Annotated in this window: 8 protein-coding genes; 5 read left to right on the plus strand and 3 right to left on the minus strand. The window is 62.4% G+C overall.

The annotated features are described in order from the left end of the window. Positions 1–118: 118 nt before the first annotated feature. The 3 genes from KUV46_10875 to KUV46_10885 are packed head-to-tail and all read right to left on the minus strand — an operon-like array spanning position 119 to position 5869. Positions 119–3520, minus strand: coding sequence for an error-prone DNA polymerase (locus KUV46_10875; protein QYI99845.1), 3402 nt, complete (start codon positions 3518–3520; stop codon positions 119–121). Further along, positions 3517–5241, minus strand: a complete 1725-nt coding sequence (locus KUV46_10880; protein ID QYI99846.1) for a DNA polymerase Y family protein — start codon at positions 5239–5241, stop codon at positions 3517–3519. Before KUV46_10880 ends, KUV46_10875 begins: the two co-directional genes overlap by 4 nt. After that, positions 5126–5869: a hypothetical protein gene (locus KUV46_10885; protein QYI99847.1), complete on the minus strand. Its 744-nt coding sequence runs from the start codon at positions 5867–5869 to the stop codon at positions 5126–5128. Before KUV46_10885 ends, KUV46_10880 begins: the two co-directional genes overlap by 116 nt. A gap of 160 nt (positions 5870–6029) precedes the next feature. Between KUV46_10885 and KUV46_10890 the strand changes: the two genes are divergently transcribed. The 5 genes from KUV46_10890 to KUV46_10910 all read left to right on the plus strand — a co-directional run bounded on the left by KUV46_10890 (position 6030) and on the right by KUV46_10910 (position 15311). Further along, complete coding sequence (locus tag KUV46_10890) at positions 6030–7337, plus strand: FAD-binding protein (protein ID QYI99848.1); 1308 nt, start codon at positions 6030–6032, stop codon at positions 7335–7337. After that, positions 7337–8509, plus strand: coding sequence for an alanine racemase (locus tag KUV46_10895; protein QYI99849.1), 1173 nt, complete (start codon positions 7337–7339; stop codon positions 8507–8509). The genes KUV46_10890 and KUV46_10895 overlap by 1 nt, the downstream gene beginning before the upstream one ends. Before the next feature lie 136 nt (positions 8510–8645). Then, positions 8646–11999 carry a transglutaminase family protein gene (locus KUV46_10900; GenBank protein ID QYI99850.1) on the plus strand — a complete coding sequence of 1118 codons (3354 nt, stop codon included), beginning with the start codon at positions 8646–8648 and terminating at the stop codon, positions 11997–11999. A gap of 3 nt (positions 12000–12002) precedes the next feature. Beyond that, positions 12003–14408: a circularly permuted type 2 ATP-grasp protein gene (locus KUV46_10905; protein QYI99851.1), complete on the plus strand. Its 2406-nt coding sequence runs from the start codon at positions 12003–12005 to the stop codon at positions 14406–14408. Positions 14409–14417: 9 nt separating this feature from the next. Next, the gene (locus KUV46_10910; protein ID QYI99852.1) at positions 14418–15311 is read left to right on the plus strand and encodes a transglutaminase family protein; all 894 of its coding nucleotides are present in this window, start codon (positions 14418–14420) and stop codon (positions 15309–15311) included. Positions 15312–15382: the final 71 nt, after the last annotated feature.

Here is a 15382-nt window from a genome sequence, read left to right on the forward strand (position 1 = left end):
GGAGATACCTGTTTGCACGGCAAAATTGCGGTATTTTACCTTACACCTTCTGCCACAGCGCCAGATAGGGCAGCTGTGTGAAAAGGCGAGACACGACAACGCTTATTCTGCAGCCATATCAATGGAAGTCGCGGCTATTGGGAATGATGCGCACATTGCGCGGATGGGTGTGCGCTGGCCGTCGGCCCGGCCCGCGCCGCTCTGGAATGGGTTTGACCACCTCGTCCGCATTCGAAAGCACGCCCTTCATTGGATCGCGAAGTGTATTCTCTGACAGCAGGCTGAGATCATCGGTGCGGTCGATCAGCTGTTCTGCGACCAGGTGGGTGACCCCTTCGGCCCGCTGGATACGCCCTTTGACCAAGATGATCCGCGCCCCCATGACGACGGCCCGGAACCGCTCAAACACGTTCGGCCAGACGACGAGGTTTGCGATACCCGTCTCATCCTCGATCGTGATGAAGCAGACCCCGCTGGCAGAGCCGGGTCTCTGGCGCACCAGCACGATACCGGCTGTCTGCACCCGCGCCCCGTTTGGCAGGTCAGAGGCTTCACGCGTGCTCAGCGTCCGCATGGAGGCATAATGCTCGCGCAGGAAGGACATGGGGTGGGCTTTCAGCGACAGGCGCGTCGTCTGGTAATCCTGCAGCACGTGTTCTGAAGACGGCATCCGGGGCAGGGGCGTTGCCGCCTCGCCGCCCTGTTCAGCTGTGTCGGCGGCCGCAAAGAGAGGCAGCGTCTTGCCAGCGGCCTCCCCGCGAGACGCCCATAGCGCCTCACGCCGGTCCAGCCCCATCGACCGGAAGGCATCTGCCGCCGCCAGCAGCTCCATGGCGCGCCGGGTCATGCCGGACCGCCGGCGAATATCCTCCGGGCGCTCAAACCCGCCGCCACGCACCTCCATCATGGCTTCCATCTCATCCTCACGCAGCCCGTCAATCTGGCGAAAGCCAAGACGCACGGCGTATTTTTGGTGAGTATGCTCGCAGGCTGTTCCTCGCTTTCGGCTCGGGCCTGCTGCGCCCGGCCCGGTCGGGCCGTAGAGGTCATCCACCTCACAAGCGACCGCGCAGGCGCAGGGGCCGTCACCTTCAGGTGACGAATAGCCCCGAGCAGAAAGCTCACGAGGCTCCAAAATATTATCCCAGTCAGACAGGTTCACATCCGCTTCGAGGACTTCGACGCCATGCTCCTGCGCGCAGCGGACAATCTGCGCCGGGGCGTAGAAACCCATCGGCTGGCTGTTGAGAAGCGCGGCGCAGAAGACGTCCGGGTGATGGCATTTCAGCCAGGATGAGACATAGACCAGAAGCGCAAATGAGGCTGCGTGGCTTTCGGGAAAGCCATATTCGCCAAACCCCTTCACCTGGTCGAAACAGCGCTGGGCAAAGGTTCGCTCATAGCCGCGCGCGACCATGCGCTCGACCATCAGCTCTTCATAATTCTGGATAGTGCCGACCTTCCTGAAGGTCGCCATGGCACGGCGGAGGCCATTGGCCTCATCGGCAGAGAATTTAGCCGCATCCATTGCGATCTGCATCGCCTGCTCCTGAAAAAGTGGCACGCCATTGGTCCGCTTCAGGATGGTTTCGAGCTCATCTGCCGGGCCATACTTCGGGGAAGGGGATGGATAGGTCACCGTCTCCTGTCCGTTGCGGCGGCGCAGATAAGGGTGGACCATATCGCCCTGAATGGGGCCGGGCCGGACAATCGCGACCTCGATGACAAGGTCATAGAAGACACGCGGGCGAAGGCGCGGCAGCATGTTCATCTGCGCCCGGCTCTCCACCTGGAAGACGCCCAGACTGTCGCCCTTGCACAGCATGTCATAGGTCGCCTCATCCTCCTGCGGGACGGTCGCCAGCGAATAGTCGAGCCCCTTGTGAAGCCGCAGAAGGTCGAAGGCCTTGCGGATACAGGTCAGCATGCCGAGTGCCAGCACATCCACTTTCATGATGTTGAGGGCGCTGATGTCGTCCTTATCCCACTCGATAAAGGTACGCTCATCCATCGCCGCATTGCCGATCGGCACGGTCTCGACCAGCGGGCCGCGCGTCAGGACAAAGCCGCCGACATGCTGGGAAAGGTGGCGGGGAAAACCGATCAGCTGGCGGGTCAGCTGCACGGCGCGCCGGATCACAGGATTGGTCGGGTCGAGGCCTGCCTGCCGGATCTGCTTCTCCTTCACATCAGACCCGAAACTGCCCCAAACCGTGCCCGCTAGCGCAGAGGCAATGTCCTGCGACAGGCCCAGCGCCTTGCAGACTTCGCGCACAGCCGAGCGTGGCCGGTAAGAGATCACTGTCGCCGTCAGCGCCGCCTTGTGACGGCCATAGCGGCGATAGACATACTGGATGACTTCCTCGCGCCGCTCATGCTCGAAATCGACATCGATATCTGGTGGCTCGCGCCTTTCCTTGGTCAGGAAGCGCTCAAAGAGGAGGCGCGTCACAGACGGGTCGACGCTGGTAATGCCGAGGCAGTAACAGACCGCCGAATTGGCTGCAGAGCCGCGACCCTGGCAGAGGATGCCCTGCTTTCTGGCCCAGGCGACGATGTCATGGACCGTCAGGAAGTAGGGCGCGTAGTTAAGCTCCCCGATCAGGGTCAGCTCTTTTCGGATGGCTTTTTTTACACCCTCTGGAACACCATCAGGATACCGCCAGGATGCACCGTCCCAGGCCAGTGTTTCGATATGCTCCTGAGGTGTTTTGCCGGGCGGCACAGGCTCATCGGGATACTCATAGGCAAGCTCATCGAGCGAGAACTTGCACCGCTCTGCAATCTCAACTGTCCTGCGAAGGGCAGGCTCAAACCCCCTGAAAAGGCGTGCCATTTCTTCTGCGGGCTTCAAGTGCCGCTCAGCATTTGCCTCCAGCCGGAAGCCCGCTTCATCCACGGTGCAATGCTCGCGGATACAGGTCACGACATCCTGCAGCGGACGGCGCTCGGCAGCGTGATAGAGAACATCATTCACCGCCACAATCGGCACCCCGCCAGCCTTGAATCCAAGGTCTGCGAGGCGGGCGATCCGCTCGCGGTTCTGACCCTGAAACCCATAGCGGGCACCGAGATAGAGCCGGTCACCCCACTGGGCGCGCAGCCATTCAAGCCGCAGCCTGTAAGTCTCATCGGGGCGGGGCGGCGGCATGGCGATGAAGACCTGTCCCTCAGCGTGGGCAATCACATCTTCCAGCGTGATATGGCAGTCGCCTTTCTCCGCCCGCAGTTTTCCTTCGGACAGCAGCCGGGAAAGACGGCCATAGGCGTCCCTGTCCTGCGGATAGGCGATAAGGTCGAACCCGTCTGTCGTGATAAGGCGCGCACCGACCAGAAGGCGCATCTCATAGTCTTTTGCCGCAAGATGGGCGCGCACGACGCCCGCGAGAGTGTTGCGGTCAGCCACCCCGATGGCGTGAAGCCCAAGCCCCTTTGCCTGCGCGACCAGCTCTTCGGGATGGCTTGCCCCCCGCAGGAAAGAGAAATTCGTGGTGACGGCGAGTTCGGCATATACGGTCATGCGAACAGCCCATGCATGAACCAGAGCGGCGCGCCGCCACGCCCATCCTCATAGAGGCCTTGCCGGAACAGCCAGAAGCGGCGGCCCTCATCATCCTCGATCCGGTAATAGTCCCGTGCCCGCGGCAGGTTGGAGACAGGTTCGCCCGGGTCGGCAGCTTCAAGTTCTGCCCGGATCTTTGCAATCAGCGCCGCATCCGCGCGCGGGTCGAGCTTGGGCTTCAGCCATTTGCGGTCAATGCCTTCAGGGCTGACAGAGGGCGGCGGCGGAGCCGTCCATGTCCACCACTCAGGCGCAAGCCGTTCTGGCCCGTCAGCCCGCGTTACGGCATGCGGCACGCGCCGCCAGATAAAGCGCAAGGGCGGCCCATCGGGCACTTCGGCGAGGACTTTTATCTCCTCAGGCGGGTCTATCAGGCGGATCGGTCTTGGCCCGTGGTCGGCAGGGGCGATGGCAGGGGCTGGCAGCTCACCATCAAAGCCTGCCTTGCGCTCTGCCTGCTCCGGCAAATGGCTCTCATGCGCCTCAGTGACTTTCACAGTGCCTTCGCCGAGCTTGGCGGTAATCCTGTCTGCGAGGGCAGAGAGGAGGACAGGGTCTGTGTCGCTGGCGGCAAGGTCACCGGAAAGCGCGGGCGCGCTGATATCCATCGGCCCGGTCCGTCTTGCCTCCAGCATCAGAAGATCAATGCCAAAGCCGGGGTCGATCTGGTCCAGCTTTTCCGAAAAGAGCCGCAGGATATGCTTTGGCGTGCGCACGGGCCGGGCAAGCGTGACCGACACAGAGCTCACCTCACCATCGGCGCGAAAGGCGTGAAAGGCAAAGGCGCGCGCGCCCTGCCCAAGCCCGGTCAGCTTCACACAAAGCTCATCTGCCAGCTGTTCAAGCCCGCTCTGGACGCCTTCGGTTGCGAGCAATGGCTCCGGGCAGGGCAGGCGGGTGATATGCGAGGGGGCTTCGGTCAGCGGCGTGAGCGGTTCGCGGCGAAGGCCAAGCGCCTGATCGAGCCGCAGGAGGACCGCATCACCTGCCGCGCGTGACTGGAAACGCCGTCCCAGCGCCTTGCGATCAATTCCGTAAAGCTGGCCGATCCGGCGAAGGCCAAACCGCTTGAGCAGGGTCTCGGCCTCTTGCGACAGGCGCAGCGCACTGATGGGAAGCTCAGCAAGGCCTGCGGCTTCCTCGCCATCGGCAAGGATGTGTCCCGGCCAGTCGCGCGCGAGAGCGCTGGCCGCCCCCGGCGTACTGGCAAGGCCGAGCCGGTGGGGGATGGCATTCTTCTCAAGCAGGGCGGCCACAGTCTCCATCATGGCTTCTTCTCCGCCATGAAGATGGTCGCAGCCCGTGGTCTCGATCATCAGCCCGTCATCGCCGTCAATGGCAACGATAGGGGAAAGGCGCACCATCCAGTCGCCAATCCGCTCCAGCGCAGCGCGGTCAGCCTCACGGTCGATATCCTCATGCAGGAGGTCCGGGCAGCGGGCGCGCGCATCGGTAAAGCCGAGGCCTGCCGATATGCCAAGCGCGCGCGCAGAGGCATTGGCCGCCGCAACGCGCAGGCCATGGCCGCCATCCTCGACGAGGACGAAGGGTTTGCGGGCCGGTTCAGCCGGTTTTTCGCCGGGGCGGGTCCTGGCTGAGGCCGATGTCGGCTGGCGCCGCGCGCGGCGCAGGCGCGTGAGCGGCCAGCCCGGAAACCACACGGAGAGATAGCGTTTCATGGTCGAGCTCGATGTTGAACACGCGCCCCGCCATTTGCGGAGCTTGCCTGGACTTCTCCAGGACGGCCTGCCAGCGGCTGGCGCCCGGAGCGCGGGCATCGAAGGCATTGGGCCCCGATGGCCGCGAAGCGACCCGCCAACGGGCGGTCGCCGCGCTTGTCCCCTCCCGCCGCCAGGGCAATAGAAGGATAAGCGGAATGCCATGCCGGCTGGCGGCGAGCGTCAGGCGGCGAGAGGCGGTAAAGTCCAGCGTCTCGATTTCAGCGATGACAAGCCCGACAGCGCCTGACGAGATGGCTTCTTCGCTGGCCCAGAGGGCATCGCTCGCCTTCCGGGTCTGCACAGACAGAAGGCCGGCCGGACACTGGGTGAGGCTGGAAAGACCGGCATGGAGAAGATCACCATGCTCACGCGCAAGGCCGAACTGACGAACCCAGAAGACCGCGCCTGCGGGCGGGCGCGCTGCAGCCAAGGCAAAGCCTGTCATGGCGGCCATGTCGCCATGACGCGCTTCGCAGATCTCATGCACGCCCTCACGGCCAAGGTTGAGCGGAAAGCTCTGGTCTGGCTTTCTGCGCGTATCACCAAGCCGGAAGACGCCGGGAATATCGAGGGCTCTGGACTTCATATGTTCTTATTTTGTTCTGGAGCAAAAGAGTCAAGCTCACCCGTCTTCATGGGGGATAGAGCTTGTGAATTTCGCATCTCTCAAACACGTCCGAACGGCCAGGCGTTGCCAGCCTGCCGGAAACTATGGTCTCTTCCCTGAAAGGGAGGCGTCACATCAGATGGCGGACACACAAGAGAACATCGAAAACACGACTGTCTGGACAAACTGGTCAGGCAATCAGGTCGCGCAGCCAGCACAGGTGGTCGAGCCTGCCGATGCTGATCAGCTGCAGGCCCTTCTGAAAACTGCGCCCGGTCCGGTGCGCGTGGTTGGCGCGGGACACTCCTTTACACCGCTTGCCTGCACGGATGGGACACTGGTCCGGCTCGACCGGATGGGCCTCGTCCATTCTGCCGACAGCGAGAAGAAAGCCGCCTGGGTCAATGCCGGTGCGCGCCTCAAGGATCTCTCGCCTGCGCTAGGAGCCCATGGCCTCGCTTTCAGAAATCTTGGCGACATCAACGCCCAGTCGCTCGCCGGGGCGACCTCCACGGCGACCCATGGCACGGGCGAGACATTGGCTTGCCTCTCTGCTGAAACGCGAGCCTTCAGGCTGCTGACCGCTGGCGGGGATCTCCTCACTGTTTCAAACGACGAAGACCGGGACGTGTTCGAGGCCTGCCGTGTCTCGCTCGGCGCCATTGGTATCCTCATCGAAGCCGAAATCCAGCTGGTCGCGCCCTACAACCTCCACCGGCGCACCTGGGCCGAGCCGCTTGGTGAGATCCTGTCGGCGGCAAGGACGCGCTGGCAGTCGCTCAGGAATTACGAGTTCTTCTACATCCCGTTCTCCGGCTACGGCATCTCGATTGCGCATGAAGAGACAGACGCCCCTGCCACGCCGCGCCCTGAAAGCGATGATGATGATGCTGTCCTCGGCCTCAAGCGCGCACGTGACTATGCCGGGGGCGATGCGCCCTCGCGCCGTGACTATCTTGCCGGCGCATTTGCCCGGTTTGAAGGCGAGGATGTTGTCGGAAATAGCTGGCAGCTGCTGGCCAGTGAACGCAACGTCCCCTTCAACGAAATGGAATATCACCTGCCGCAAGAGACAGCGCTCGACGCGCTTGATGAGGTGATCACCTATATCGAGCGTGAGCGCCCTGATGTCTTCTTTCCCATTGAGGTACGCAAGACCGCTGGCGACGATATCTGGCTGAGCCCATTCAGCGGCGCTGGCCGCATCTCTGTCGCGGTGCATGCCTTCGCTGAAGATGAGTATGACTTCTTCTTCTCGCACATAGAGCCCATCTTCCGGCGCGCGGGCGGCCGGCCTCATTGGGGCAAGCTGCACAGCCTTCGCTACCGGGATCTTCGCGACCTCTATCCGCTCTTCGAGCGCTTCTGCGACGTCCGCCGCAGGATGGACCCGGACGGGCGCTTCATGACGCCTTACCTTCGAACCCTTTTCGAGCCGGAGGCGTGATGCCTCTCACCGCCGACTATTTCGCAAAGCTGCAGGCCGCACTCGTTGAGGCCGGCATTGCCCAACCGACACTCATTATCGACCGGAAGCGTCTCGACGCGAACATCGAGACCTTCAGAAGCCATCTGCCGCCCGGCATGGCCTATCGCATCGTCGCAAAGTCGTTGCCCAGCCTGCCGCTGCTTGAGCACATCCGGCAGAAGACCGGCACCGACCGGATGATGACCTTCAATCTCGACATGCTGCTTGAGATTGCCCGCGCCATGCCGGACGTGAACCAGCTGCTGGGCAAGCCAATGCCCGTCGCCGCAGCGCGCGCTTTCTACCGCGATGCGCCGCCGGAGGCGAAAGTTCAATGGCTGATCGATACGCCTGAGCGGCTTGATCAGTATCTCGCGCTGGCAGCTGAGCTTTCCGTACATCTCGACATCGTGTTCGAAATCGATGTCGGCCTCCATCGCGGCGGTTTTCCTGCAGATGAGAGCCTCAAGCGTGCCTGGCAGAAGCTGGAAGCCTCCAACAGTGCAAGTTTCATCGGACTGATGGGGTATGAGCCGCACATTGCCAAGATGCCGGAAAAGCATGGCCTCCGCGAGAAAGCCAAAGCCCATGCCCGCGAAGTCTATGAGGCCGCAAAGACGCTGACTGGATGCAATGAGCGGGACGAGCGCGGCCTGACGCTCAACACGGCCGGCAGCCCGACTTACCGCCTCTACACCGACACCAGCATGGCGAATGAGGTTTCTGCCGGTTCAGTTCTGGTCAAGCCGACGGACTTCGATACCGACCTTCTTGAAGACCACCTTCCGGCAACCTTCATCGCCGCCCCCGCACTCAAGGTTCTGGACGGGATCAATGTCGCCGGTTTCGACTTCCTCGAGGGGCGCGAGCCGGAGATGCCAGAAGGGCATTCCAAGACGATCTACACATTCGGCGGCAACTGGATGGCAAGGCCCGTCTGGCCTGAAGGCATCCTCGTCAATGAAAAGTATGGCCGCTCAAGCAATCAGCAGATGCTGACCGCGCCCGGGGATGTAGCGCTCAAACCAGACGATTTCGTCTTCTTCCGACCCACACAGTCAGAAGCGGTCTTCCTGCAATTTGGCGACATCGCTTTGGTCGAGGACGGCAAAGTCGTGGAGCGCTGGCCCGTCTTCAAAGCCTCGGCCTGAGCTATCGATTTTTTGCAACCTTCCTGCCCATGGCCCGGGCAATAATCACCCGCGGGACAGCATTTCCGCTTTCCCGTTCGCGAAACCTCAACATGTGGTCTAGAGAAGAGGGGCGATACAGTAAGGCAGTTTCTTCATGGCTATTCTCGCCAGCATCTATCACCTCACCCATTACAAATATGACCGGCCGGTCACGCTGGGGCCGCAGATCATCCGCTTGCGTCCAGCGCCGCAATCGCGCACCCGGATTGTGTCGCACAGCCTGAAAGTCTCGCCTTCCAAGCATTTTGTGAACCACCAGCAGGACCCTTACGGCAACTGGCTTGCGCGGTTCGTCTTCCCGGAGCCGGTGCGTGAGCTGAAAGTCGAAGTCGACCTTGTCGCCGACATGACGGTCTACAACCCGTTCGATTTCTTCGTTGAGGAGCGGGCCGAGACCTGGCCGTTCGAATATTCCGAGGAATATGCGCCGGACCTCGAAATCTACCGTCGGCCGGACCGGCTAACGCCGCTACTGAAAGCCTTTCTCGACACCATCCCCGAAGACCCGATGAACACAGTCGACTTCCTCGTCGATGTGAACCGGCGGGTTGAAAAGGTCGTCGACTATATCGTCCGGCTCGAGCCCGGCGTGCAGACACCTGAAGTGACCCTTCGCAAGGGCTCTGGCTCCTGCCGGGACTCCTCATGGCTGCTGGTGCAGGTGCTGCGCCGGCTCGGCTTTGCCGCACGCTTTGTCTCTGGCTATCTCATCCAGCTGAAGCCTGACCTTGTCGCGCTGGACGGGCCGGCGGGGACCGATCATGACTTTACCGACCTGCATGCCTGGGTCGAAGCCTATATACCGGGCGCTGGCTGGGTCGGCCTCGACCCGACCTCTGGCCTGCTGACCGGCGAAAGCCACATTCCGCTGGCCGCAACGCCGCACTATCAGAACGCCGCGCCCATCTCTGGCGGGTTCAGCGGTGACCCTGAGACGGAAACCACGTTCGACTTCGACATGAAGATCAACCGTGTGGCCGAACATCCGCGCATCACCAAACCCTTTTCTGATGAGAGTTGGTCGGACCTCGATGCGCTCGGCAAGAAGGTCGATGCTGTCCTCGAGGACGAAGACGTGCGCCTCACCATGGGCGGTGAGCCGACCTTTGTCTCCATCGATGATTTTGAAAGCGCCGAATGGAATACCGCCGCCGTCGGCCCGACCAAACGCGCGCTTGCTGACCAGCTGATCCGCAGGCTGCGCGACCGGTTCGCGCCTGGCGGCATGCTGCATTACGGGCAGGGCAAATGGTATCCGGGCGAAAGCCTGCCGCGCTGGACCTTCTCTCTCTACTGGCGCGGCGACCGCAAGCCGGTCTGGCGGGACGCTGACCTCATCGCCCATGAAGGCGAAGACACCGGCGCGACGGCGGAAGACGCCCGCAAGATGACCGAAGCGATGGCCGACGAGCTCGGGCTCCCGGACGAAATGGTGCAGCCGGCTTATGAGGACCCGGCAGAGTGGATCCTCCGCGAAGGCCGCCTGCCTGACAATGTCACGCCCGAAAACTCCAAGCTGAAAGACCCTGAAGAACGCCAGCGTATCGCCAAGGTGTTCGAGCGCGGCCTGACAGAGCCGGTGGCGTTCGTCCTGCCGGTCCAGCGCTGGCAGGCAAAGGCGGCAACATCGCGCTGGCGCAGCGAGAAATGGTCATTCCGGCGCGGCAAGCTCTTCCTCGTGCCGGGCGACAGCGCGGCAGGTTACCGCCTGCCACTGGAGTCGCTTCCTCATCTCGCCCCGTCCGCCTATCCATACATGCACGTCACCGATCCGGCAGAGCCACGCGGGCCGCTGCCAGAGTACTCGATTGATGAGGCGGTCGAGCAGCGCAACGTGCCCGCCGATGCCCGCCAGAATGTCTCCAGCCGCACCGAAGCGGCTAAGGGGCAGGATGTCCGCCAGCAGCAGATGACCCCGCAGGAGGGCGCAAGCGTGCGAACTGCCCTCAGCGTCGAGGCCCGTGATGGTCATCTCTGCGTCTTCATCCCGCCGACCGAAGCGCTTGAGGATTATCTTGAGCTGGTCGCGACGGCTGAAAAGGCGGCAAAGGCCGTCGGCAAGCCTGTCCATATCGAGGGCTACGCCCCACCATCCGATGAGCGCCTGAACGTGATCCGCGTGGCGCCCGATCCGGGTGTCATTGAGGTGAACATTCACCCTGCCCACAATTGGGAAGAGTGCGTCGCGACGACTGAGGCAATCTACGAAGAGGCGCGCCAGACGCGTCTTGGCACAGACAAGTTCATGATCGATGGCCGTCATACCGGCACGGGCGGCGGCAACCACGTCGTCGTCGGCGGCGCGAATGTGAATGACAGCCCGTTCCTGCGCCGGCCAGACCTTCTGAAAAGCCTTATCCTTCACTGGCAGAGGCATCCGAGCCTTTCGTACCTTTTCTCCGGCCTGTTTGTCGGCCCGACCAGTCAGGCACCGCGCATCGATGAAGCGCGCAATGACACGCTTTACGAGCTTGAGATTGCGCTCTCGCAGATACCCGCGCCGGGGCAGGGGAACATACCGCCATGGCTGATCGACCGGCTGCTGCGCAATGCGCTGATCGATGTGACGGGCAACACGCACCGCACCGAAATCTGTATCGACAAGCTCTTCTCGCCCGATGGGCCGACAGGGCGTCTGGGCCTCGTTGAGTTCCGAGCATTCGAAATGCCGCCAAATGCGCGCATGAGCCTTGCCCAGCAATTGCTAATCCGTGCCCTGATTGCCCGCTTCTGGCAGAACCCTGTCGAGGGCACGCCTGTGCGCTGGGGCACGCGCCTGCATGACCGTTTCATGCTGCCGGAATTTGTCTGGCAGGACTTCATGGAAGTGCTCGCCGACCTCAAGGCGCATGGCTTCGATCTCAAATCAGAATGGTATGAAGCCCAGTTCGAGTTCCGCTTCCCGTTCTGCGGGGAGGTCACTTACGAAGGCACCACGCTGGAGCTTCGTCAGGCGATCGAGCCGTGGCATGTCCTCGGTGAAACAGGAGCGATTGGTGGTACTGTTCGGTATACGGACAGTTCGGCAGAGCGCCTTCAGGTCAAGCTGCTGTCGGGGGCGCCCGGCCGGTTTGCCGTGACCTGTAATGGGCGGCGCATGCCGCTGACCCAGTCGGCTGGTAGCGCAAGCGAAGTCGCCGGCGTGCGCTACAAGGCATGGGCGCCGCCTGAGTCGCTTCATCCAACCTTGCCGGTAAACACGCCGCTCACCTTCGATATCTTCGATACCTGGAGCGGGCATGCGGTTGGCGGCTGCGTCTATCATGTCGCCCATCCGGGCGGCCGCAATTATGAGACCTTCCCCGTCAATTCGAACGAGGCAGAAGCCCGAAGGCTCGCCCGGTTCGAGCCGCAGGGGCATAAGCCGGGGAGCTATATGCCAGAGGCCGAAAGGGTGCATCCGGAGTTTCCGCTGACCCTCGACCTTCGCAGGCCTCAGGGCGTCTAGACCATGCCCCGGCTCCGGAAGGCAGCAGAAGAAACACTCTTCCGTCTGCTGGCACACTACAAGCCTGTGCCCGGTGTTCCGGACGAGCTGCTGGACAGCGAGGGCCGCGTCCGTCCTGTCTGGCAGAGCTTTATCTCGCACCTGTCAGAACAAGACCCGCAAACGCTGCGACAGATGTTTTCACGTGGCGACGCATACCTGCGAAACTCTGGCGTCTTCTTGCGTCAGTATACAGAGGATAAGGCAACAGAGCGCCCTTGGCCGCTCAGCCATATGCCTGTTCTGATCGATGCGAAGGAATGGGAGCAGATAGCCGGCTCACTGAAGCAACGCGCCGATCTGCTTGAGGCCGTGGTGGCTGACCTTTACGGGCCCAACCAGCTCGTCGCGGATGCGGCCTTACCGGGCCAACTCATCGCGCAGAGTTCGGAATGGATCCGCCCACTGGTCGGTGTGAAGCCGCGCGGCGGTCATCATCTCAACTTCGTCGCCTTTGAGATCAGCCGCGGGCCAGACGGGACATGGTGGGTCCTCAATGACAGGACGCAGGCACCATCTGGCGCAGGCTATGCGCTCGAAACCCGTGTTGCGACGTCGCGTATCTTCGCCGAGCATTATGCCGACGCCAAGGTTCATCGCCTGTCTGGCTTCTTCTCAGAGTTTCGCACCGCGCTGCTCAACATGCGCACTTCGCAGGACGCACATGTTGCCATACTGACGCCCGGACCGTTCAGCGAGACCTATTTCGAGCAATCCTATATCGCACGCTATCTCGGTCTGCTCCTGGTTGAAGGCGAAGATCTCACCATCCAGCAGGGTAAAGTCTTTGTGCGGACGGTTTCGGGCCTGCAGCCCGTCGACGTCCTCTGGCGCAGGCTGGACACGCTTTACGCCGATCCGCTTGAGCTTGATGAGGCATCGCAGATCGGTACGGCAGGCCTCATCGGGGCCGTGCGCCGGGGCAATGTCTCGGTCGTAAACGCGCTTGGCGCTGGCATACTTGAATCGCGCGCCTTGCTGGCCTTCCTGCCGCGCATCTCCAGACGGCTCGCAGGCAAGCCGCTCGAAATGCCGAATATCGCAACCTGGTGGTGCGGCCAGCCAGCTGAGCGCGATCATGTCGTCTCAAAGCTTGAGAACATGCTGATCGCCCCGGCGCTCTCGACGCGCCAGATGTTCGACCCTGACGAGTCGGCCATCATGGGCAGCCAGCTGCGCAAGCAGGGCGTCGATTTTGCCAAACGGTTGATCGATACCGAAGGCGAACTTCTGGTCGGGCAGGAGACGGTGTCCTTCTCGACTTCGCCAGCCTGGGTAGACGGCGCACTCGTCCCGCGCCCGATGAGCCTGCGCGTCTTCATGGTCCGCACAGCAGACGGCTGGTGCGTGATGCCGGGCGGGTTTGCGCGTATCGGGACAGAGATCAATACAAACGTCTTCAGCATGCAGGCCGGCAGCTCGGTCGCTGATGTCTGGATCGTCAGCGACAAGCCGGTTGATACCGTCACACGCCTCGCCAGCGGGCAGGCGAGGGCACCGCGCGCGAAGCAGGGCGCGCTGCCCAGCAAGGCCGCTGAGAACCTCTACTGGCTCGCCCGATACATGGAACGCGCAGAAGGCTTCACCCGCCTCAACCGCGCGCGCCATGAACGGCTCGCCGAGGCAACCTCGCCGCAATCGCCGCTTCTCCTTCACCTGACGCGCTATGGATCCTTCATCGGCTTGGACACTCAGTCCTCCATTCCGCCAGCGCTCGAAGGCACGATCCGCTCGGCTCTGCGCGCCGCTGAAGGTGTACGTGACCGGCTCTCGCCCGATGGCTGGGCTGCCATGAACCAGCTCAGTGACCGGCTGGATGATGCCCTCTCGCGCAATGTGGCGCCGGGCGATGGCGCAGCGCGCGAGATGGGCGTGCTCCTGCGCCAGTCCAGCGCCTTCACAGGCCTGTTGCAGGACAATATGTATCGCTTCACCGAGTGGCGCTTCCTCAGCCTTGGCCGCTCCATCGAACGCCTCATGGCGCTTTCTTCGGCGCTCGCAAGCTTCCTCGCCGAAGATGCCCCGCTCGGCAGTCTCGACCTCGCGCTGGAATATGCCGACAGCTCCATTTCGCACCGCCGCAGATACGGCTTTCAGGCGAGCGCGCCGTCGGTTGCCGAACTCACCGCCCTCGACGAGCTCAATCCGCGGTCTCTCATCTTCCACCTGGTCGAGCTTGAGACCCATATGCGCCCGCTTGCAGACCTGATGAAGTCGTCCGGCAGCGAGGAATTGCTGGCCGATTGCACAGCGCTGCGGGAAACGTTCGAGGCGCTCGCGCCAGAGGATATCGACCCGGACTACCTCGTCGGCTTCCGCAACAAGGTCGCGGCGATATCCGACAATCTCACCCGCATATTCATGAGCTGAAGGCGCCCCATGCTCTATGATCTCAAACTCAGCATTTCCTACCGCTATGGCGGCATGGTGCTAACCGGCCGCCATCTTCTCCACCTCTGGCCGCTGGACCTGCCGGGCGTGCAGTCAGTATCAGGCCAGACCCTGACGGTGACGCCTGAGCCAGCCGAGCGTAGCGGCTTCCGGGACTTTTTCGGCAACTGGACCAGCGAGGTCGTCTTCGCAGAGGCCCATCAGCGCTTTGAGGCGAGCCTTACCGCCCGCGTCGAGCGCCACAAACAGCCAGCCCCGCAGGCGGTCTCTGCAAACCTAGAAACGATGCCGGATATTCTTAGCGGGATCAAAAGCCTCGCTGCAGACTCTCCGCTTCACTTCCTCGGCACCACGCCGCGCGTACGGCCCAATCTCGTCCTGCAGGACTATGTCCGCGACCTTGTCCCGCTCGATGCCTCCACCCGCCATGTCGTGCACAGGCTGGGGGAGCGCCTGCATGAAGAAATGACGTTTGATCCGTCTGCGACCTCTGTCGATACGCGCCACGAAGACGCCTTCGCCGCGCGCAAGGGCGTCTGCCAGGATTTCAGCCACATCATGATAGCGGCGCTGCGCAGCATCGGCATTCCTGCAGGCTATGTCAGCGGTTGCCTTCGGACAGAGCCACCGCCCGGAAAGCCGCGTCTCGAAGGGGCGGATGCCATGCATGCATGGGTACGGGCCTGGTGCGGACCAGAGCTTGGCTGGATCGAGTACGACCCCACCAATGCCTGCGAGGTCGCGACCAACCATATCGTGATCGCCTATGGCCGCGACTATTCGGACGTATCTCCCGTGAAAGGCGTGCTGAAGTCCGCCTCAGGGCAGGCAGGCTCACAGGCCGTCGATGTCGTCCCGCTCGAAGAAGAGATCCCGGGCTAGATTCATGGTTAAGCGGACCCGTGAAATGGCGCCTTTGCCTTTGCGGAAGGTTTAAGCCCCGGCACGCTATT

Source organism: Thalassovita mediterranea (assembly GCA_019448215.1).
Lineage (GTDB): Bacteria > Pseudomonadota > Alphaproteobacteria > Caulobacterales > Hyphomonadaceae > Henriciella.